Source organism: Nocardioides sp. Root682 (assembly GCF_001427795.1).
Taxonomy (GTDB): domain Bacteria; phylum Actinomycetota; class Actinomycetes; order Propionibacteriales; family Nocardioidaceae; genus Nocardioides.
The window spans coordinates 22,377-41,899 of the sequence record NZ_LMHJ01000003.1; the positions used below are offsets into that span (position 1 = coordinate 22,377).

The window sequence follows — 19,523 nt, forward strand, 5'->3', positions numbered from 1 at the left end:
GTATGTCGAAGCGTGGTGCGCGCACCAAAGCCGAGCGACGTACCGGGCGACCCGCCGGAAGGTCAGGCCGAAGGCAGGGACCTGGTCGCAGGACCTTCGATGACCTCTCCCTCGTGGGTGAAGCGGGATCCGTGGAGGGGGCAGTCCCAGGTCTGCTCGGCGTCATTCCAGTGGAGGATGCCGCCGAGGTGCGTGCACACGCCGCTCACGCTGCAGGTCCTGCCCGCGACCGTCGACGTCGCGACCGGGACCGGGTCGAGGCGCCGCCTGCCCACCGATCCGGACCCCTCGGCAGGCGCCGGATTCGCCCGGACGGTCTCGGCCTGGAGCAGCGCACCGGCCTGCGCCGAGGCGGCCCGCACATTGACCGAGACCACTGCCGCAGCGCCGCTGGGGCGGGTGATCCGCCTCGCCATCGGAACGGCCCAGGACGGCCGGCTGCCGAGCAGTTCCGCACTGATCCGCAACGCCGCGGCGACTCCGTTCGTCAGTCCCCACTTGTCGAAGCCGGTCGCCACCTTGATGTGACCACCGCCCCGGGGCAGGTCACCGACGTAGGGGACGCCGTCGTGCGAGCGGTAGTCCTGGGCCGACCACGCGTGCGTCTGCCTGGCACCCGGGTAGAAGCTCAGGACCCACTCGCGCAGCCGGTCCACGTGTTGCTGCTCCGAGGTGGCGCGGCCCACCAGATGATCTTCGCCGCCGACCATCAGTCGAGAGCCGCCATCGGCGTCGACGACCTCGCGCAGCGACCGCGTGGGGGCGCCTGCCGAGATCAGCATCGACTCCGGCGCGGGGGCACCCTCGAACATCAGCAGGTAGGAACGATGGGCCTCGAGCTTCGCGAAGTAGAGGCCGCGATCGAGGATGGGCGTCCCGGTCGCCAGGACGACGTGGTCGCAGTGGACCTGGCGCCCGGACGCCGTACCGACGACGGGCGGGCCGAGCTTCGAGACGGAGACGACCCTGTCGCCCTCGATGATGCTGCCGCCGTGGTCGGCGAACTGCCGCACCAGCTCGGCGAGCACGGCAACCGGGTCGATCTGCACCTGGTCGGCCAGCGCGACGGCGCCGAAGGTCCGGAAGGGGACGTCGACCTCCTCCGTCCACTCGGTCGGCAGCCCCAGCCGGATGGCCGCCTCGTGCTCCTGTTGGGCCTGCTTTCGCTGGCCCGCGGTGGCCGCGTAGGTCATGGCCGTACGGCGCTCGGCGCGGATGCCGGCCTCGTCGCACAGGCGCAGCAACCAGGCCTGGCCTTCGCGATTGGCTTCGACGTAGGCACGGGCGACCTCCTTGGACTGGTGCTCGAGCAGTCGCGACAGCTTCCGGCCCTGCAGGAGTGAGACCTTCCCGGTGGTGTGGCCGGTGGTCCCCGAACCGACGCTGCCGGCCTCGAGGACGATCACGCGTTTCCCGGCCCTGGCCAGGAGGAGTCCGGTCGTCAGCCCGGTCAGGCCGGCGCCGACGACCACGACGTCGGTCGTCTCGACGGCGGCCCCCGTGAACCGGTCCGCGGATTCGGCAGTGACAGGGCGGTGCTGGTCGAGCCAGTAGGAGGACATGAACTCCTGTACCCGACCACGCAGACCTGACACGGCGCGCATGCTTCGGCGGGCTTTGGGCACCCACGCCTCGAAGCGGCACACGGACGCCGCCCCGCGACACGAAAGGGTGAGGGCATGAGGATCGGATACTTCCTCTCGTGTGAGGAGTACGGACCCGAGCAGCTGATCGAGCAGGCGATTGCCGCTGAGGCAGCGGGTTTCGCGGGCCTCTGGATCAGCGACCACCTGCATCCCTGGAACGACGAGCAGGGACAGAGCCCGATGGTCTGGCCGATGATCGGGGCCATCGCACAGGCCGTCTCGCTCCCGATCATGACGGCGGTGACCTGCCCGATCGGTCGCCAGAGCCCGCTCCTGGTGGCCCAGGCCGCGGCGACCTGCGCCATCCTCAACCCCGGCTTCACGCTGGGGGTGGGGACCGGCGAGGCCCTCAACGAGCACGTCACCGGAGCCCCGTGGCCGTCCTTCGACATCCGGCTCGAGATGCTGGTGGAGGCCGTCGAGCTGATTCGGGAGCTGTGGACCGGGAAGACGGTCAACCACCGCGGCCGCCACTTCACCGTCGACGACGCGCGCATCTACACGCTGCCCGACTCCCCGCCGGAGATCTGGATGTCGGGCTTCGGCGAGGTCGCGACGCGGTCCGCGGCAACGATCGCCGACGGCTACGTCGGAGTCGCTCCGGACGCTGACCTGGTCGGTACCTTCAAGCACCTCTCGGGCGGGAAGCCCGCGGCCGGTGGCCTGAAGGTGGCCTACGCGCCCACCGCGGACGAAGGTGTGGAGCACGCCCACCGGCTCTGGTCGACCAGTGGCCTGCCGGGCGAGCTGGGTCAGGTGCTGCCGTCACCGCGGCACTTCGAGCAGGCGGCCCAGCTGGTCACGAAGGACGCGACCAGGGCGAGCGTGACCGCGGGGTGCGCACCGGCCGAGCACGTCGCCGCCGTACGGAAGTACGCCGAGGCCGGCTACGACCAGGTGTACGTCGCCAACATGGGCCCGCACTACCTCGAGATGATCGAGTTCTACGGCGAACAGGTCCTCCCGGGCCTGCGAGCCGACTGAGCCCGGGCGCGATGCGATTGCGGACTGTCTCGTGCCAGGAGCCCGGCTGGCGCAGGATCAGGCACGGGCGAGGGTTCCGGTACGTCGATGCGCAGGGCGAGGCGCTGTCGGAGGCGGACGTCGACCGGATCCGTGGTCTCGTCATCCCGCCCGCGTGGACCGAGGTCTGGATCTGTCCGCACCCCCGTGGCCACCTGCAGGCGGTCGGCACCGACGACGCCGGACGGCGCCAGTACCTCTATCACCCGCACTGGCGCGAGCAGCGCGACCTGGAGAAGTTCGAGCGGGTCCACCAGCTGGCCAGGACGCTGCCGGGACTGCGACGCAAGCTCCGCCGCCAGCTGCTCGCCCCGTCGGGCGACGACGAGGTCGAGCGTCGCCGGATCCTGGCCGTCGGTGTCCGGCTGATCGACCTGGGCTGCTTCCGCCCGGGCTCGGACGAGTCAGCGGACGAGTTCGGCAGCCGAGGACTGACCACGCTGGAGCGACGTCACCTGCGTCGGGAGAAGGACCGTCTGGTGTTCCGCTTCGCGGGAAAGGCCGGCATCGAGCACGAGGTGACCATCGACGACCCTGCCGTCATGGCTGCGCTGGAGGCGGCGAGGAGGCGCCCGGCCGGCGCCCGGCTGCTGGCGTCGAAGGTCGGCTCGCGGTGGCAGCCGGTCACCGCGGACGAGCTGAACGGGTACATCCGCGCCCTCACCGGGCTCGACATGACCGCGAAGGACTTCCGCACCTGGCACGCAACCATCACCGCTGCCGTCGTACTCGCGCAGCCACCGCTGCCGACGTCGAGGACCGGGCGCGCCAAAAGGGTCCGTGAGGCCGTGGCGGAGGCGGCGGAGCTGCTGGGGAACACCCCGACGGTCGCGCGCTCGTCGTACGTCGATCCGCGGGTCATCGACCTGTTCGACTCAGGAACCGTGCTGGACCCGGTCCCTGGCGGACCGGACGCGCTGGACCGCGCGGTGGCCCGGCTGATCGAGGAGCATGCTTGAGGTCGCTTCTGGGTGCGGATCAGCGGTAGTTGGTGAACTGCACCGCGAACTCGAGGTCCTGCGACTTCACCAGCTGCTGCACGGCCTGGAGGTCGTCGCGCTTCTTGGAGGAGATGCGCAGCTCGTCGCCCTGGATCTGCGCCTTGACACCCTTGGGGCCCTCGTCGCGGATCAGCTTGGAGATCTTCTTGGCGTCCTCGGAGGTGATGCCCTCCTTGAGCACGATGTCGATCTTCGACTGCTGGCCCGACGCGCGCGGCTCCGAGGCGTCGAGGATCTTCAGCGACTGGTCGCGCTTGATCAGCTTGTCCTGGAAGACGCTGAGGACGGCGCTGGCGCGGTCGTCGGCGGACGCGGTGATCTCGATCGCGTGCTCGCCCTTCCACTCGATCGTGGCGCCCGTGCCCTTGAAGTCGAAGCGGGTGGAGATCTCGCGGGCGGCCTGCCCGAGAGCGTTGTCGACCTCCTGGCGGTCGATCTTGCTGACGATGTCGAAGGAGGAGTCGGCCATGGTTGTCACCTAGCTGGGTTGTCGATGCGGTTTCGTCGGACGGCGCGTGCTGCGCTATTCTTTCTCGTCGTTGAAGACCATCCAACACAGGGCTGTTCCATAGGCGTGGAACGGGGTCGACAACAAGCCAGGCAGATTGCCCGAGCGGCCAAAGGGAGCTGACTGTAAATCAGCCGGCAACGCCTACGTAGGTTCGAATCCTGCATCTGCCACGGCAAGAGTGCGAAGCCCGGCCCCCTGCAAGGGGGGCCGGGTTTCGTCGTTCCCGCAAACACCCGGGTGACGTGTGGTCTAGCGTTCGGCGTGGGGAGGGTCCCTTCGCGACCCTGGAGTGCACCATGCCCGTGACGTCCCCTGCCCCGCGTGCCCCTGGCTCGCGCCGTCTGCCCCTGATCGTCGGGCTGCTGACCATGTTGCTTCTCGCCTTCGGGCTGACGGGGGCCACGGCGACCTCAGGTACGACGGGGGTGGCGATCACTCCGTTGACGCCGGTCAGGACCATCACGGCCGGGGTGTCGGTCGCTGCCGGCAAGACCTGGGCCTTCGTGGCGACGGGCGGTACGACGACGGTGCCCACCAACGCGCTGGTGGTCGAGCTGGCGATCACCGTCAAGGGCACGAAGGCGGGGACCTTGTCCTTCGCTCCGCTGGGTGAGCCGGGCAACGGGTCGCCGTCGACGGTGTCCTGGGCTGCGGGTGGGTCGGGTGCGGGCACGGTGAAGGTCAACGTCGGTAACTCGAACAAGGTCGTGGTGACGAACTCGAGCCTTGCTGCGGCGACGGTGGGGGTGAAGATCACCGGGTACGCTACACTGGTCACGGCTGCGGGGATCAGCGGGGTCGGCGGGGCCGACGGAACGGTGCTGACGAACCAGGGCAACGGCACGGTCGGCTGGGAGCCGGTGCCTCAGGCTGTCAGGGTCTATGTCGCCCAGGCCGGGTACTCGATCTTCGGCCCGGTCACCTCCTCACGGGACAGCCTGGGGGTCTATCGCGTCAACTTCGGTCGCTTGCTCGCCACCTGCACGGTCACTGCGATGCCGGGTTCCTATGCCAACGGATCCTGGAACGTCCTCGCTCATCTGTCGGTCACCTCGTCTCCTGGCAGTTCGATCGTGACGGTGTTGTCCCACCGCACCGACACTGCGCAACCGGTCGACACCGGGTTCTTCCTGACGGTGACCTGTTGAGTTGCGGCGGGGCGCTGTGGAAGGTGCCGGGCCTGCGAACGGGCACCGCTCCTGGAAATGGTTCGTTGTGACCATGTGCGGGTGCTGGATCGCCGTCTAGCGTTCGTGATGGGGAGGGTCCACCTGACCCTGGAGTGATCATGCCCGTGCCTGCCCGTCCTTCTCCGACGACCAGCCCGCGGCGTCTGCCGCTGGTCGTCGGCGCGCTGACGCTGCTGCTGCTCGCCTTCGGCCTGACCGGGGCAACCGCGACCTCCGGCACGACCGGGGTGGCCATCACACCCTTGACGCCGGTGAAGGTGATCTCCACCGCGGCGGCGGTCTCCGCAGGCAAGACGTTCACGTTCGTGGCGAGCGGCGGTACGACGACGGTGCCCACCAACGCACTTGTCGTCGAGCTTGCCGTCACGGTGAAGGGTACGAAGGCGGGCACGGTGTCCTTCGCTCCGCTCGGGGAGCCGGGGAACGGATCGCCGACGACCGTGTCCTGGGCCGCTGGCGGGTCCGGCGCCGGGACGGTGCGCGTCAACCTCGGTAACTCGAACAAGGTCGTGGCGACGAACTCGAGCCTCGCCGCAGCGACGCTGGGGGTGAAGATCACCGGGTACTCCACACTCGTCACTGCTGCCGGGATCAGTGGCACAGGAGGTGGTGACGGCCAGGTGCTGACCAACCAGGGGAACGGCACGGTCGCCTGGGAATCACTTCCGGCGCCTGCGCCCGTACCCGTGGTGCTCAAGGCCCATGTCACCGACGCTGGCACGCTGAGCTTTGGCGCGGTTTCCTCGTCGCTGGACGGCCCCGGCTTCTACCGCGTCAACTTCGGCCGCCCTCTAGCCTCGTGTGCAGTGACCGGAACGCCTGGCGGTTACAACGGCGGATCCTGGAACGGCAACGCGATCGTCGCGGTCTTCACTTCGTCCGGAAGTCCGGTCGCCACCGTCGTCGTCCGCCGCGGCGACAATGGCACCGCGATCAACACCGGCTTCTTCCTGACGGTGATCTGCTGAGTTCCGGTCAACCGGTCTGCTCCTGTCACAGCGCTGCCCCCGTCGGTGTCTGGTGGGTGATCGGGCGCCGTACGAGCGCCCCTCGTCAGGAGCAGACATGGATCTCGCGTTGTGGATCGTCGCCGGAGTCTTCGGTACGGCGTACGTGGTCGGTGGCGTCGTCAAGGTGGTGCTCGGCAGGGACCGGTTCGCCGGGCTGGGGGACAGCGCCGCGTGGGCGAGCGAATTCCCGCCGGCCACGTTCAAGGTCATCGGCGTGATCGAGGCGCTCGGCGGGCTGGGAATGGTCCTGCCCGGCGCGCTCGACATCGCCCCTGTCCTCGTACCGATCGCCGCCTCGGGGATGGCGCTCTACATGTCGGGTGCGGCCACCACCCGACTCCGCCGGGCGGAGTACGGCGCGCTGGTCGGCGACCTGGTGTTCATGGCCGCCTGCCTGTTCGTGGCGTGGGGCCGCTTCGGCCCCGAGCAGTGGGGTTGGTGACGCTCAGCCCTGGGCGGCGGCGGAGGTGGACCCCCAGACGTGGGGACTCTCCAACGCAACCAGGCGCCAGGGCAGGTTGGTCGAGGTCGAGAACGTTGCGGAGACGGCACCGCTCGCGCTGGCCCTCACGATCCGGGCCGTGGTCCAGCCGGACGCCTTCTTCACCTGTACGGCGACCCGGGCGTTCGACCAGCCGATGAACTTGCCGCCCTCGTAGATGGTCCAGCGCTTCACCACACCCTTGACCGCGGTACGGCCCGAGGACCGGGTGACGGAGCTGGCGCGGGAACGCGAGCCCCACTTGATCATGACCTCGTCGACGGCCACGCCCGAGGTGTGGCACTCCATGACCACGTTGTGCAGACCCGGTTCGACGTTGGCGTGGTAGATCCGCATCTGTCCGCTGCTCTGGTTCTCCCGCAGGTCGGCGTCGTCGGCGATGCCATCGCGGGATCGCTTGTTCTCGACCCACAGGTTGCAGAAGCTCAGGGCCTCGCCATCCGTGCGCGATGCCGCCCAGGTGACCGGTGCGAAGTCCTGGTTGACCGCGATCCGTTCCGGCACTGCGTCGATGCGCAGTGTCTTCGAGAGCGGGATCGGGGGAGACGCAAGGGTCGAGGGCCACGCGCGCGAGCTCCCCAGGGTGACCAGTCGCCAGGACCAGTTGCTCGTGGTCGAGAAGGTCGCCTTCACGGCGCCACCGGCCCCCGAGGTGACGATGCGCGCCGTCGTCCAGCCCGACGGCTTCTTCACCTGTACGGCGACGCGCGCGTTCGCCCAGCCGCGGAAGACGAGGTCCGCGGGGTCCCAGACCTTCGCCACACCCTTGACCGTGGTGCCGCCGGACCCGCGACTCACTGAACGCACGCCAGCACGCGAGCCGTACTTGATGACGATGTCGTACGCCGCGGGGTAGTTGTCGAGGACGGTGGACTGGGGCCGCGTGCAACGGACGACGGGCCGGTACGCCCCGGGATGCCGGACGCCACCTCCGTAGTAGTTGAAGACGCCGCTCAGGTGACCGACGCTGACGCTGGCGCCGAGGTAGTGGTACTCGCCGGACGCGCGGCTCTGGAAGTACAGGTCACAGGTCCGGTCCTGGACGTCGAGGCCGGAGAAGCTCCAGGTCACCCACTCGTAGGCGTGAGCCATCACGATTCGTCGCGGGGTGACCTCGAGGGTCACGCCCTCACGGGCACTGACCGGCTCGGCCGACGAGGTGACCGGGTGGACCGTCGCGGCCAGGGCGAGGGCCAGCACAGCAAGGACAAGGCGCTTCATCGAAGAGATCTCCCGAGACGGCGAACGTTTGGTCCGGCCATGAAACCCCATCCGCCGCCGCGGCGTGGACGAATGGGCGGACACTGGCCGACGCCCCGGAGAAGCGGCCCGAAAAGCGGTCGGCGATGCGCCGTACCCGGTGCTTGACTGGAGCCATGAGCCGCGAGCTGATCCACCCGCCCAAGGCCCGTCCGGGAGACCGGATCGCCGTCCTGTCCCCGTCCTTCGCGGCGGCGGGCGCCTTCCCCGAGGTGCACGAGCAGGGCATGGTCCGGCTGCGGGAGGTGACCGGGCTCGAGCCGGTGGAGTTCCCGACCACCCGTCAGGTCGGCGCGAGCCCCGAGGCGCGTGCGGCCGACATCAATGCCGCGTTCGCCGACCCGACGATCCGCGCGATCCACGCAGTGGTCGGCGGGATCGACCAGATCACCGTGATCCCGCACCTCGATGCCGATCTGGCGCGCGCGGACCCGAAGCCCTTCGTGGGCTACAGCGACAACACCCACCTCCACCAGTGGTTGTGGTCGGCGGGGATCGCCAGCTTCTACGGCGGATCCACCCAGGTCCAGCTCGGTCCGGGGCCGGCCGTCGACGACATCCATGCGCTCGCGCTTCGCTCCGCGTTGCTGACGGGGGAACGGATTGAGCTCACCCGCCCGGACTGGTCGCAGGACATCGGGCTCGGGTGGGACGACCCCCTCGCCCTGAGTGAGTACGGCGCCCGCGAGCCCAGCGAGCCGTGGGAGTGGTTCGGTCCGCAGCGGGCCGTGACCGGCCCCACCTGGGGTGGTTGCTTCGAGGTCCTTCCCCAGCTGTTCATCGCGGGGCGGTTCGACGCTGACCTGGCCGACCTGGAAGGCGGCGTGCTCCTGCTGGAGGCATCCGAGGAGCTCCTGCCGGCCCGCGAGGTGGGCTGGATCGTGCGGGCGCTGGGGGAGCGCGGCGTGCTCGCCGCGGTCGACGCCGTCCTGGTCGCACGCCCGCCGGTCTCCGACTTCGACCGGCAGCCCTCACCTGCCGAGCGGGTCAGCCTGAGGGCGGCGCAGCGCGACGCGGTGGCAGCCGAGGTGGCGCGCTACAACCCCGATGCCGTGCTGTGCGTCGGCATTCCGTTCGGCCACACCCGACCGCAGTGGATCGTGCCCCACGGCGGCCAGATGACCGTCGACGGAGCCCAGCAGCGGGTGTGGGCCGACTACGCCTGAGGAGCGGTCAGGCGGGGAACGCAACGACGTGGCCGACCACGCCGACCCGCACCCGGTCACCCGGCAACGGGACGGAGTCGGCCGGCGTACGCGCCGCGACGTGCTCGCCGGACGCGAGCCGGACCCGGATGGTCGCGTCGTGGCCGAAGAAGCTGACGTCGAGCACCTCGCCGGGGGTGCCGTCGCCGTCGGCGGGCCGGATCTGGAGCTGCTCGGAGCGGACCGCGAACTGCGCGGCTCCTCCGGGACCGACCGGCGACTGCGTCGTCACGGTGCCGAGCGCGCACTGGCCGGCACCCGACGCATCGACCTGCCCGGGGAGCAGCGACGCGTGGCCGATGAACGAGGCGACCCGCGGATCGGCGGGCTCGAGGTAGACCGTCGTGGGCGGCGCGACCTGGAGGAACTGGCCGTCGACCATCACCGCCACCTGGTCGGCCAGTGACAGCGCTTCGCCCTGGTCGTGCGTGACCAGCACGGCGGCGGCATCGGCTGCCCGCAGGGCGCGTACGACGGCCCGCCCGGTCTCCTCACGCAAGGACGCGTCGAGGGAGGAGAACGGTTCGTCGAGCAGGACCAGCTTCGGACGAGGAGCCAGCGCCCGGGCGAGCGCCACGCGCTGCTGCTGGCCCCCGGACAGCTCGTGCGGGAACCGGCCGGCGAGCTCGGGGGCGAGCTCGACGAGCTCGAGGGCCTCGGACACCCGGCCGTGGGCGTTGCGGCGCTCGGCGCGCGGCAAGCCGAAGGCGACGTTGCGCGCGACCGTGAGGTGCGGGAACAGCGCGCCCTCCTGCGGCACGTAGCCGAGTCCGCGTTGGCGTGCGGGCACGCTGCGCCGGCCGCCGACGACCTCGGTGCCGGCGACCGTGATGCTGCCACCGGAGGGACGGACGAAGCCGGCGACCGCACGCAGCAGGGTCGTCTTGCCGCAGCCCGACGACCCGAGGATCGAGGTCACGCCGCTGGGCACGACGAGGTCGAGGCCGTGCAGGACCGGCGCGCCGCCGTACCCGGCCTCGAGGCCACGGATCTCGAGCGCGTTCATGAACGGCTCCTCATGCTCAGCCGCGCCAGCAGCCAGGTGGACGGGACGGAGAGCAGGATCAACGCCAGTGCGTACGGCGCCGCGGCACCGTAGGCGATCGAGGAGGCATCGGACCAGAACTCGGTGGCGAGCGTATCGGTGCCGATCGGGGCGAGCAGCAGGGTGGCCGTGAGCTCGGTCGAGACCGCGAGCGCGACCAGCGCCGCGGCCGCTGCCAGACCGGGTACGACGAGCGGCAGCGTGACACGTCGGGCGACCTCCGGCCCGGTGCAGCCGAGACTGCGCCCGACCTCCTCGATGCCCGGCGGCACGAGCTCGAAGGTGGCCCGGACGCTGACGACCGCGCGGGGCAGGAAGAGGATCAGGTAGCCGATCAGCAGCAGGCCGAGGGTCTGGTAGATCGACGGCACCACGCGGATCGACACGGTGACCAGCGCCAGGGCGATCACGATGCCGGGCATTGCGCTCGCGGTGTAGACGCTGCGCTCGATGGCGGTGGTCAGCAGGCTGCGGTGCCGGACGGCCAACCACACGACGGGGACGGCGGCCGCCGTCGCCAGCGCGCCGCCGAGGACGGCGAGCATCAACGTCGACCAGAGCGCGCCGCCCAGCTCGCTCATGTCCACGCCGGCCGAGGTGCCGCGCGCGAGCCACCGGGCGAGGCTGCCCAGCGGGACCCCGAGCGCCCACACGGCCAGCAGGGCCAGCGACCCGACCACCCACGGCTTGTGCCGCCCGAGGCGGATCGGCGTGAACGCCCGGTTGGCGCCGGACCCGACGCGCGCCCGCGGCCGGCGGCCGCGCAGGAGCAGCTCGATGCCGAGCAGGAGGAGGCAGAAGACGACCAGCACCAGGGCCAGCAGGGTGGCTTCCGGGCCGTTGAAGACCGTGGCGTACTGCTGGAGGATCGCCGTCGTCAGGGTCGGGTAGTTGAGCAGCTGCAGGGCGCCGTACTCCGCCAGCAGGTGCAGGCCCACGAGGAGCGAACCACCCAGTACGGCCGGGCTGATCGCCGGAAGGGTGACCCGGAAGAAGACCTGCCACGGACCCTTGCCGAGGGCGGTGGCCACCTCCTCGACGGCGGGGTCGAGGCGGCGCAGCGCGGCGACGGTGGGCAGGTAGACGAGCGGGAAGTACGACAGCGTCACGACCATGACGGCACCCGGGAAGGACTGCACGTCGTGGGTCAGCGAGACCCAGCCGTAGCCGTTGACGAACGCCGGGACGGCGAGGGGTGCGCAGAGCAGTCCGTGCCACCACACCCGCGCCGGTACGTCGGTCCGCTCGACCACCCAGGCGCCGGCCACACCGACCACCACGCTGGTGAAGACGCCCGCCACCAGCAGCCGGGTGGTGTTCCAGAGCAGCTCGCCGATCCGCGGCCGCCACAGGAAGTTCGCCGCCTCGTCGCGGCCGAGCTCGGCCGTGGTCCACAGGACGTAGCCGAGCGGCACCAGTGTCAGAGCGGCGATCAGCAGGCCGACGACCAGGAGGGGCAAGGCAGGCGCAGCGACCCCACGCGGCCGTCCGGCAGCAGGGGGTCGACGCAGGGGACTGTCGATCGTCAGAGGAAACCGACCTCGGTGAGCAGGTCGACGACGGCCTTGGCGTCGAGGTCGGACACGTTGACCACCGGCGGCTGGAGCTCGCTGAACGGCTTGGCCACGCCCTCGAGCTGGACGGCCGGGTTGAGCGGGTACTCCAGCGCATAGCTGTCGGCCAGCACCTGCTGGCCCTTCTCGCCCACGAGGAACTCGATGAACTGCTCGGCCTCGTCCTTCATGTCGCTGGACTTCAGGACGCCCGCCCCGGAGACGCTCACAAAGGCGCCGGGGTCCTGCTTGGCGAAGTAGTACTGCTCGCTGTGGTCGGAGACGTCGCCGTTCTCCTTGTGGTCCCGCTCCCAGTAGTAGTGGTAGACGATGCCGACCTCGACCTCGCCGGAGTCGACGGCCTCCAGGACGAGGTTGTTGCCGTCGTAGACCTTGCCGTTCTCCTTGATGCCCTCGAGCCACGCCTTGGTGGCCTTCGCGCCCTCGAGCTCGAGGACGGCGGCCACGATCGCCTGGAAGTCGGCCCCGGTCGGTGAGAAGGAGATGCGCCCCTTCCACTCGGGCTTCGCGAGGTCGAGGATCGACGCGGGGAGATCGGACACCTGGACCTTGTCGGTGTTGTAGACCAGCACCGTCGAGCGCGCCACGAAGCCGGTCCACAGGCCGCTGCGTGGGCGGTACTGCGCGGGGATCGGTGCCACCAGGTCGGCGGGCAGCTTCTCGAACAGGCCGGCCGCCTCCACCTGCGACATGGCGGGGGAGTTCTCGGTGAGGAACACGTCGGCCGGCGACGCGTCGCCCTCCTGCACGAGCTGGTTGGACAGCTCGAGGTCCTTGCCGTTGCGGAGCTCGACCTCGATGCCGGTCTCCTTGGTGAACGCCGGAGCGAGCTCCTTGAGCAGCGGCTCGTGCTGGGCGTTGTAGATGACCAGCTTCGGCTCGTCGTCACCGCCGCACGCAGCCAGCATCGGAGCGACGAGGGTGATGGCGGCGAGGCCGAGTCCGGCGCGGAGCAGGCGGTTCTTCATCGGGATTCCTGTCGATCGGTTCGATGGTGAGCGTAGTGAGGAGGTCTGACCGGCAGCGTGGCGGGAGGCGCCGACGGGCAGCTTGCTGCCCCGGATCTGCGCCAGAGCCACACTCGGTCACGATGGCCAGCCAGGTGCCAGGTGAGGACGCCGGCAGCGAGGGAGACGAGCAGTCCGCCGAGCGGCCAGCGGTTCTCGAAGTGGGGGTAGACCTGCCAGTGGGTCAGGTAGATGTAGAGCGATGCGCTCGCCAGCGTCCCGGTCACGCCGACCAGGATCCGCGGCCACGGCACTGCCGGCACCCACACGAGCAGGAGGACGCCGGCGGCGATCATCAGGTCGCGCGCGTGGTCGCCGGTGAAGTCGTACGTGCCGGCCAGCAGCAACGCGGTCACGAGAAGTCGCTGCGGCGCGTTCCGGGCCACCGACGCGGCCCACCCGCCCAGGAAGAGCCACGCGACGAACGTCGAGGAGTGGATCAGGTCGCCGTCGTACGACGTCGCGGTGGCCCAGAAGCGCGGCACGAGCGCCATCGCGGTGAGGCCGGCGGCGAGCGTGAAGCGGTGCCGGCGCTCGAGCACCATCACCCGCGGGATCGCCAGCAGCAGCCCGGCACCGACCGCGAGGAGCACGATGACCTCGACGAACCAGTAGTGCCAGGCCGGCTCCGACCAGGTCCGGGAGCCGAGGACGTCGTTGAGCAGGAACACGGTGCGCCACGGGTAGTCGCCGGTCACCAGGGACACGGCGCCGATCCACAGGACGGCGGGCACGACGACCCGGCTGGTTGCCCGGAACACCCGTCGTACCCGGTCGCGGGAGGTCTCGTCGGTGAGGTGGAAGCGGGCGAAGTTGGCGCCGGCGACGGCGAGCAGCACGTGGGCGCCGCCGTAGAGCAGCCACAGGTTGGTGTGGGTGCCGACGATGAGAACGATGGCGGCCGCGCGCAGCGCGATCGTGGTGTCGAGCCGGGCCCAGCCGCGGCGACGGGGGTGGTCGGCCTGGTCGAGCCGCGTCGCGAGGTCCTCGACGGAGCGTCGTGGCCAGTCGGCAGGCAGCCGGCCGATCCTGCGCTCGAGATGCAGCGACAGCTCGACGTAGGACAGCGAATCGCCACCCAGGCTCACGAAGGAGTCGTCCGGCCCGACGGGGCCGCACCCGAGGATCCGCTCGTAGAGCCGCACGATCGACGTGGCAGCCGTGCCGTGGTCGACGATCTCGGTCGGCTCGAGGCGGGCGACGGCCTGGTGGTCGACCTTGCCGTTCGCCAGACGGGGCAGGGCATCGACCGGTACGACGCGGATCGCGTGGCCGGGCAACCGGGTGTCGGCGGCCGTCGCGGCGCGCACCTCGTCGAGTGCCATCGCGTCGGACCTGCCCGGCACGGCCACCACCAGGCCGGAGCCGTCGGCTGCTTCCGCGCACGCCACGTCGTGTCCGCCGAGGCCGAGCAGGGTCTGCACGCGATCCAGGTCGATGCGTTCGCCGAAGACCTTCGCGAACCGCGAGCGACGTCCCACGATCTCGACGAGGCCGTCGGTGATCCGGGCGAGGTCGCCCGTTCGCAGCTCGTCGCTGCCCCTGCCGCGACCCAGGTCGGCGGGGGACTCCGCGTAGCCCATCATCACGTTGGGGCCGGAGTAGACGAGCTCGCCGACGTCGGGCTCGGTGCCCTCGACCGGGTCGAGCCGGAAGCTCCCGCCGGGAACGGCGACACCGACGGCCGACGGATGGTCCAGCGTCAGGTCCGGCGGCAGGTACGCCATCCGGGCGGTCGCCTCGGTCTGGCCGTACATGACGAAGAGGTCCCAGCCCTCGAGGCGGCCCTGGGTGGCCAGCGCGCTGACGCGTTCCGGCGCCATCCGGCCACCGGCCTGTGTCACCTGGCGCAGACCGGGCAGCTCGGGCCAGCCGGCAGCGCCGAGCAGGTCGAACGTGTGCGGGACACCCGCGAACGACGTCACTCCGCGCTCGCGAGCATGGGCCCAGAGCCCGGGGTCGGTGACCGACCGGTCGTCCAGCACCAGCGAGGCACCGACGGCGAGGTGGCTGTGCAGCACCGAGAGGCCGTAGCAGTAGTCGAGCGGCAGCGTGGTGACCGCGACGTCGTCGCTCCGCAGTCCGAGGTACGACGCGATGGCGGCGGCGTTGGCGTCGAGGTTGGCCTGCGACAGGCGCACGAGCTTGGGCGACCCGGTCGAGCCCGACGTGCTGAGCAGCAGCCGCAGGTCGGGGTGGAGCGCGGGTGCGGGGGCACCTGTCGGACGCCACTCGCGGTCGTCGTGCTCGACGGAGGAGGTGTAGGCCCGGGCGAGGCCGTCGTTGTGGGTCAGCAGGGTGGCGTGGCCACCGGTCAGGGAGGCGAGCCAGGCCACGACGAAGTCGATGGTGGGGGACGGGCGCAGCCGGACGAGCTGACGGGCCGGGCCGGCGACGGCCTCGAGGTCGGCGCGTGCCGCTTCGACGCGACGAGCCAGCGCGGCATGGCTGACGCAGCCGTCAGGAGTGTGCAGCGCGGGACGGTTGCCGTGGCGCGCGAGGTCGACGGCGAACCCGGTCGCGAGGACCGTCCGTTCCACCTGCGCGCTGCCCGTGCCTTCCCCCACTCATTCAGGGTAAAGCAAGGCTCGCCTCAGTTGGGTATGCCTGTCCTCACATGGGATTGAGCAGGAAGACCGGGATCACCCGGTCGGTCCACTCGGTGTACTTCGCGTAGTTGGGCCACACCGTCAGCATGTGGGCCCAGGCCTTGTCCTTCTCCGCGTCGGTGAGCTCGCGCCAGGTGCAGGTGTACTGCCGCCGCCGGTAGGCGACCTCCACCGTGTCGGCGGCCCGCAGGTTGTGCGTCCACACGGGCGCCTTGGGAGCGCCGAAGTGGGAACCGGCGATCAGCCAGCCGCCCCGCCAGGGCACGCAGAGCAGTGGCGTCGACCGCGGGATGCCGGACTTGCGGCCCACCACGGTGAGCATCAGGTTCGGCAGGCCAGCGATGTCCAGCAGGCTCAGGCGGCCACGGGTCAGCTGCTGGAGGTGGGAATCCGTCCAGGTGACCTGCGGCAGCAGCTTCGGCATCCACGCCTGGGACCCGATCTTGATCGCGACTGGAGTGAGGATTCCCATGCCGCGCAGCCTAGTGGAACGCGTTGCAGTGAAATGGGGAACGGGGCGTCCTCCCGATGGAGGACGCCCCGTCACGAGGTGCTTCGGATCAACCGATCTGGAGGACCCGCGTGCCGCCGGCGAACTTGTCGTGCCAGCCCTGGTGGTTGGGCTGGTCGCTGTTCAGCGTCACGGCGATGAAGATGACTGCGGCCAGCGGAGCGGCCCAGCCGAGGAAGAACCAGCCCAGGATCGGGATGATGCTCAGGATGCCGAGCGCGGAGTACGCGTTGCGCTTGGCGGCCTGCTCGACGGTCGGGTTGCTCACGCCGTCCGGCCCGTAGGTGCGCAGCTTCAGGATCATCTTGCCGATGGTCTGGCCGCGGTTGGACTCGAGCAGGGTGAAGTACGCGAGGTAACCGGCGGCCTGGATGACGGCGAGCAGCGTGTAGAAGATGAACTGCTCACCGAACGAGTAGCTGAACCCGGTGAGGAAGATGGCACTGAGGATCACGTAGAAGATGCCGTAGACGACACCGAGCAGGACGTGGTCGATCAGGCGCGCCAGGAAGCGGTTCAGCAGCTCGGCGGGACGCGGGACACCGGCAGGGGCACCGAACTGCGGGGCTCCGCCATATCCGCCACCAGGCGGCGGCGGGGGGTTTCCTCCCGGAGGCGGCGGCGGCTCGTTGTAGGACATGGGTCCTCCTTGGGTCAGGTGGTGCGCGACAGCACCGGGGAATGTCAGCAATCTAGGGCAAATCAGCGCCTCCGAGCAGGTGCACGCGCGTTCTTGCCCTGTTGTCGGCCCGTTCAACCCGTCGCCCGACAATCGCCGCCCGGCCGACAACCGTCCTGACTACGGTCCGATCGTGATCACGCGTGGGCTCCTGGGCGGAGTGCTGGTGCTGCTCGGTGGCCTCGTCACCGCGACGCTTCCCCCGAGCACGCCCGTCCTCGACGTCGGGCCGCTCGACCTGCTGCGCGGGCTGGAAGTGGGCCGGATGGCCGGTCTGGTGGTGGTCCTCGCCGGACTCGGGATCCTCGCCCATGCCTGGTTGCGCTTGTGCCGCACGGTCGCCGTCGGGGACAGGGAGACGATGGACCCCGCCGAAGGGGTGGCTCTCGTCCGGTTCGCGACGGCCGCCTGGTGCGCCCCGTTGGTGCTGGCGCCGCCGCTGTTCTCGCGCGACGGCTGGTCGTACGCCGCCCAGGGCATGCTCGCGCGGGTCGGACTGTCGCCGTACGACTGGGGACCGGGTGCGCTCGCGCCGGCCGAATTCATCCCCTGGCCGTGGATCACCGGGCCGCCGATCGTGCAGGCGGTCGACCCGCTCTGGTGGGACACGGCGACGCCGTACGGGCCGGTGCCCGTCTTCCTCGGCGCCATCGCTGCCGGCACCACGGGCAACCCCTGGATGCTGGTGATCGCGCATCGCTGCATCGCACTCGTCGGACTGGCCCTGCTGGCCTGGGCGGTGCCCCGCCTCGCCGGCTGGACCGGGGCGAACCCGGCGATCGCCTCAGCGCTGGTGCTGGTGTCGCCGTTGATGATGGCCAACGGGGTCGCCGGCCTGCACAACGACCTGCTCATGGTGGGTCTGATGGCCACGGCGCTGGTCGTCGCGGTCGAACGCGGTTGGGTCTGGGGAGCGATGCTGGCCGGGGTCGCTGCCGGAGTGAAGGTGCCGGGCGGCCTGGTGGCCGTCGGCATCGTGATCGTCTCGCTCCCGGCCGGAGCCGCCCTGCTGCCCCGGGTACGACGCCTCGGGGCCGTGGCGGCGGTGTCCGTCGGAACGCTCGTGGGACTGGGCGTGGTCACCGGCCTCGGTGCGGGCTGGTTGCGCGCCCTGACCGTCCCCGGCGAGGTCAACACCCCCCTCTCGGCGACCACCCTGGTGGGTGGCGTCCTGGACTGGGGTGCGCTCCATCTGGGTCTGGGCACGGACCCGGCGATGTTCCGCGACCTGGTCCGGGCCCTGGGCCTGCTGGTCGCGCTCGGTGTGGGTGCGTGGGTGGTGCTGCGCGGGCCGACCGGCTCGCGTCCCGCCGCTCTCGGCGCCGTGGCGCTCACGACCGCGGCCTTCGTGCTGCTGTCGCCGGTCGTGCACCTCTGGTACTTCCTGATGCTTCCGCCGTTCCTCGCGACACAGCGGCTGCCCCGCCACGCCACAGGCGCCCTGGTTGCGGTGTCGCTGCTGCTCGGCCTGGTCGCACCGCTCGACTCGTCGCTGCACGGCGCCTACTACGCGATCGTGATCGGCGCGATGACCGTCGCGCTGCTGATGCCCGTGCTGCTGTTCACCCGGGTCGCCCGCGAGCGGCTGGCCCGGATCGTGGCGCCGTTGGCGCCGAGCGGCAGCCCGACAGATCAGCCCGCGGCCAGCGCGGGGTAGTCGGTGTAGCCCTCGGCGCCGCCGCCGTAGAAGGTCGCCCCGTTCGGATCGTTGAGCTCGGCGCCGATGCGGAACCGCTCGGGCAGGTCGGGGTTCGCGATGAACGGCCGACCGAACGCCGCCGCGTCGATCAGGCCGGCGGCGAGCAGGCGTTCTGCCTTCTCGGGGGTGTAGTTCCCGGCGCCGACGATCACCCCGTTGAACGCGGCCCGCAGCTCCTTGCGGAAGTCGTCATCGATCACCGGGCCACCGGCCCAGTCCGGCTCGGAGAGGTGCAGGAACGCGACGTTCCGGCGGGAGAGCTCGGCAGCGAGGTACAGCGCCATCGGCAGGTCGTCGTCGTCGAGTCCGTTGAACGAGCCCTGGGGTGAGAGCCGGATGCCCACGTGCGCTGCGTCCCAGGCGTCGATGGCCGCGTCGACGGCCTCCAGCGGGAAGCGGGCGCGGTTCACCTGGGAGCCGCCGTACTCGTCGGTGCGGTGGTTGCTCTGCTCACCGAGGAACTGGTGCAACAGGTAGCCGTGCGCACCGTGCAGCTCGACCAGGTCGAACCCGGCCTCCCGGGCGTTCGCCGTCGCGCGACGGTAGTCCTCGACGGTCTCTGCGATCTCGTCGAGGCTCAGCGCGCGAGGGGTGGGGCAGTCCGCGCGCAGCGGCCGGCCGTCCTCGCCCTTGATCGTCGCCCGGTTGCGGTACGGGAGGGCGGAGGCGGAGACCGGCAGGGCGCCGTCGTGGAACGACTCGTGCGACACCCGTCCGACGTGCCAGATCTGCGCTGCGATCCGGCCGCCCTCGGCATGCACTGCGTCGGTGACCTTGCGCCATCCCTCGACCTGCTCCGGGCTGTAGATGCCCGGCGTGTCCATGTAGCCCTTGCCGATCGGCGAGATCTGGGTGCCCTCGGAGACGATCAGGCCCGCGCCGGCCCGCTGCCGGTAGTACTCGACGATGAGGTCGTTCGGTACGTCGACCCCGGGGGTCGCGCGCATCCGGGTCAGCGGGGCCATCAGGACCCGGTTCGCCAGTGCGGTCGTGCCGATGTCGAGCGGGTCGAAGAGTGAGGTCACGAGAGCGGCAACAGGAGCCTGGCGGT

The 19,523-nt window shown here is 70.6% G+C and carries 17 protein-coding genes and 1 tRNA gene; 8 read left to right on the plus strand and 10 right to left on the minus strand.

Going from position 1 to position 19,523, the window contains the following annotated elements:
* Positions 1–62: 62 nt before the first annotated feature.
* Positions 63–1,562, minus strand: coding sequence for an FAD-dependent oxidoreductase (locus ASD84_RS15425; protein WP_056712371.1), 1,500 nt, complete (start codon positions 1,560–1,562; stop codon positions 63–65).
* A gap of 117 nt (positions 1,563–1,679) precedes the next feature.
* Here ASD84_RS15425 and ASD84_RS15430 point away from each other — a divergent pair, with 117 nt between their 5' ends.
* Both ASD84_RS15430 and ASD84_RS15435 read left to right on the plus strand, forming a co-directional pair.
* Positions 1,680–2,630: a TIGR03557 family F420-dependent LLM class oxidoreductase gene (locus ASD84_RS15430; RefSeq protein WP_056712373.1), complete on the plus strand. Its 951-nt coding sequence runs from the start codon at positions 1,680–1,682 to the stop codon at positions 2,628–2,630.
* 11 nt (positions 2,631–2,641) lie between these two features.
* Positions 2,642–3,628, plus strand: coding sequence for a DNA topoisomerase IB (locus ASD84_RS15435; protein WP_056712375.1), 987 nt, complete (start codon positions 2,642–2,644; stop codon positions 3,626–3,628).
* 19 nt (positions 3,629–3,647) lie between these two features.
* On the opposite strand, the gene ASD84_RS15440 is transcribed toward ASD84_RS15435, so the two are convergent.
* Entirely contained in the window at positions 3,648–4,139 is a 492-nt protein-coding gene (locus tag ASD84_RS15440) for a YajQ family cyclic di-GMP-binding protein (RefSeq protein WP_056712377.1), read from the minus strand.
* 130 nt (positions 4,140–4,269) lie between these two features.
* Between ASD84_RS15440 and ASD84_RS15445 the strand changes: the two genes are divergently transcribed.
* The 4 genes from ASD84_RS15445 (at position 4,270) to ASD84_RS15460 (ending at position 6,823) form a co-directional block, all read left to right on the plus strand.
* Positions 4,270–4,351, plus strand: a tRNA-Tyr gene (locus tag ASD84_RS15445).
* A gap of 126 nt (positions 4,352–4,477) precedes the next feature.
* Positions 4,478–5,329: a hypothetical protein gene (locus tag ASD84_RS15450; protein WP_056712379.1), complete on the plus strand. Its 852-nt coding sequence runs from the start codon at positions 4,478–4,480 to the stop codon at positions 5,327–5,329.
* Between the two features lie 140 nt (positions 5,330–5,469).
* A complete protein-coding gene (locus ASD84_RS15455; protein ID WP_156392000.1) occupies positions 5,470–6,339 on the plus strand; it encodes a hypothetical protein in 870 nt (289 codons plus the stop codon).
* 97 nt (positions 6,340–6,436) lie between these two features.
* Positions 6,437–6,823: a DoxX family protein gene (locus tag ASD84_RS15460; RefSeq protein ID WP_056712382.1), complete on the plus strand. Its 387-nt coding sequence runs from the start codon at positions 6,437–6,439 to the stop codon at positions 6,821–6,823.
* Between the two features lie 3 nt (positions 6,824–6,826).
* Here the strand turns inward: ASD84_RS15460 and ASD84_RS15465 are convergent, their stop codons facing one another.
* Positions 6,827–8,104 carry a hypothetical protein gene (locus ASD84_RS15465; RefSeq protein ID WP_056914065.1) on the minus strand — a complete coding sequence of 426 codons (1,278 nt, stop codon included), beginning with the start codon at positions 8,102–8,104 and terminating at the stop codon, positions 6,827–6,829.
* 155 nt (positions 8,105–8,259) lie between these two features.
* On the opposite strand from ASD84_RS15465, the gene ASD84_RS15470 reads away from it, so the two are divergent.
* A complete protein-coding gene (locus ASD84_RS15470; RefSeq protein WP_056712410.1) occupies positions 8,260–9,309 on the plus strand; it encodes an LD-carboxypeptidase in 1,050 nt (349 codons plus the stop codon).
* A 7-nt stretch (positions 9,310–9,316) separates the two neighbouring features.
* Here ASD84_RS15470 and ASD84_RS15475 read toward each other — a convergent pair whose 3' ends face one another.
* The 6 genes from ASD84_RS15475 to ASD84_RS15500 all read right to left on the minus strand — a co-directional run bounded on the left by ASD84_RS15475 (position 9,317) and on the right by ASD84_RS15500 (position 16,734).
* Positions 9,317–10,354 carry an ABC transporter ATP-binding protein gene (locus tag ASD84_RS15475; protein ID WP_056712413.1) on the minus strand — a complete coding sequence of 346 codons (1,038 nt, stop codon included), beginning with the start codon at positions 10,352–10,354 and terminating at the stop codon, positions 9,317–9,319.
* Positions 10,351–11,853, minus strand: coding sequence for an ABC transporter permease (locus ASD84_RS15480; RefSeq protein ID WP_235531138.1), 1,503 nt, complete (start codon positions 11,851–11,853; stop codon positions 10,351–10,353). Before ASD84_RS15480 ends, ASD84_RS15475 begins: the two co-directional genes overlap by 4 nt.
* Before the next feature lie 65 nt (positions 11,854–11,918).
* Positions 11,919–12,935: an iron ABC transporter substrate-binding protein gene (locus tag ASD84_RS15485; protein WP_082573623.1), complete on the minus strand. Its 1,017-nt coding sequence runs from the start codon at positions 12,933–12,935 to the stop codon at positions 11,919–11,921.
* Entirely contained in the window at positions 12,932–15,541 is a 2,610-nt protein-coding gene (locus ASD84_RS15490; protein ID WP_200954609.1) for an AMP-binding protein, read from the minus strand. Before ASD84_RS15490 ends, ASD84_RS15485 begins: the two co-directional genes overlap by 4 nt.
* A gap of 46 nt (positions 15,542–15,587) precedes the next feature.
* Positions 15,588–16,055 carry a nitroreductase family deazaflavin-dependent oxidoreductase gene (locus ASD84_RS15495; RefSeq protein ID WP_056712414.1) on the minus strand — a complete coding sequence of 156 codons (468 nt, stop codon included), beginning with the start codon at positions 16,053–16,055 and terminating at the stop codon, positions 15,588–15,590.
* 88 nt (positions 16,056–16,143) lie between these two features.
* The gene (locus ASD84_RS15500; RefSeq protein ID WP_082573625.1) at positions 16,144–16,734 is read right to left on the minus strand and encodes an RDD family protein; all 591 of its coding nucleotides are present in this window, start codon (positions 16,732–16,734) and stop codon (positions 16,144–16,146) included.
* Positions 16,735–16,906: 172 nt separating this feature from the next.
* On the opposite strand from ASD84_RS15500, the gene mptB reads away from it, so the two are divergent.
* On the plus strand, positions 16,907–18,430 hold the full coding sequence (mptB, locus tag ASD84_RS15505) for a polyprenol phosphomannose-dependent alpha 1,6 mannosyltransferase MptB (RefSeq protein ID WP_156392002.1): 1,524 nt from the start codon (positions 16,907–16,909) through the stop codon (positions 18,428–18,430).
* On the opposite strand, the gene nemA is transcribed toward mptB, so the two are convergent.
* Complete coding sequence (gene nemA, locus ASD84_RS15510) at positions 18,406–19,497, minus strand: N-ethylmaleimide reductase (protein WP_056712418.1); 1,092 nt, start codon at positions 19,495–19,497, stop codon at positions 18,406–18,408. The two genes, mptB and nemA, sit on opposite strands and share 25 nt — an antisense overlap.
* Positions 19,498–19,523: the final 26 nt, after the last annotated feature.

Bases quoted from the DNA above. Each gene is read 5' to 3' on its own strand.
- ASD84_RS15425 (WP_056712371.1), bottom strand. From the start codon at position 1,562: ATGTCCTCCTACTGGCTCGACCAGCACCGCCCTGTCACTGCCGAATCC.
- ASD84_RS15430 (WP_056712373.1), top strand. From the start codon at position 1,680: ATGAGGATCGGATACTTCCTCTCGTGTGAGGAGTACGGACCCGAGCAG.
- ASD84_RS15435 (WP_056712375.1), top strand. From the start codon at position 2,642: ATGCGATTGCGGACTGTCTCGTGCCAGGAGCCCGGCTGGCGCAGGATC.
- ASD84_RS15440 (WP_056712377.1), bottom strand. From the start codon at position 4,139: ATGGCCGACTCCTCCTTCGACATCGTCAGCAAGATCGACCGCCAGGAG.
- ASD84_RS15450 (WP_056712379.1), top strand. From the start codon at position 4,478: ATGCCCGTGACGTCCCCTGCCCCGCGTGCCCCTGGCTCGCGCCGTCTG.
- ASD84_RS15455 (WP_156392000.1), top strand. From the start codon at position 5,470: ATGCCCGTGCCTGCCCGTCCTTCTCCGACGACCAGCCCGCGGCGTCTG.
- ASD84_RS15460 (WP_056712382.1), top strand. From the start codon at position 6,437: ATGGATCTCGCGTTGTGGATCGTCGCCGGAGTCTTCGGTACGGCGTAC.
- ASD84_RS15465 (WP_056914065.1), bottom strand. From the start codon at position 8,104: ATGAAGCGCCTTGTCCTTGCTGTGCTGGCCCTCGCCCTGGCCGCGACG.
- ASD84_RS15470 (WP_056712410.1), top strand. From the start codon at position 8,260: ATGAGCCGCGAGCTGATCCACCCGCCCAAGGCCCGTCCGGGAGACCGG.
- ASD84_RS15475 (WP_056712413.1), bottom strand. From the start codon at position 10,354: ATGAACGCGCTCGAGATCCGTGGCCTCGAGGCCGGGTACGGCGGCGCG.
- ASD84_RS15485 (WP_082573623.1), bottom strand. From the start codon at position 12,935: ATGAAGAACCGCCTGCTCCGCGCCGGACTCGGCCTCGCCGCCATCACC.
- ASD84_RS15495 (WP_056712414.1), bottom strand. From the start codon at position 16,055: ATGGGAATCCTCACTCCAGTCGCGATCAAGATCGGGTCCCAGGCGTGG.
- ASD84_RS15500 (WP_082573625.1), bottom strand. From the start codon at position 16,734: ATGTCCTACAACGAGCCGCCGCCGCCTCCGGGAGGAAACCCCCCGCCG.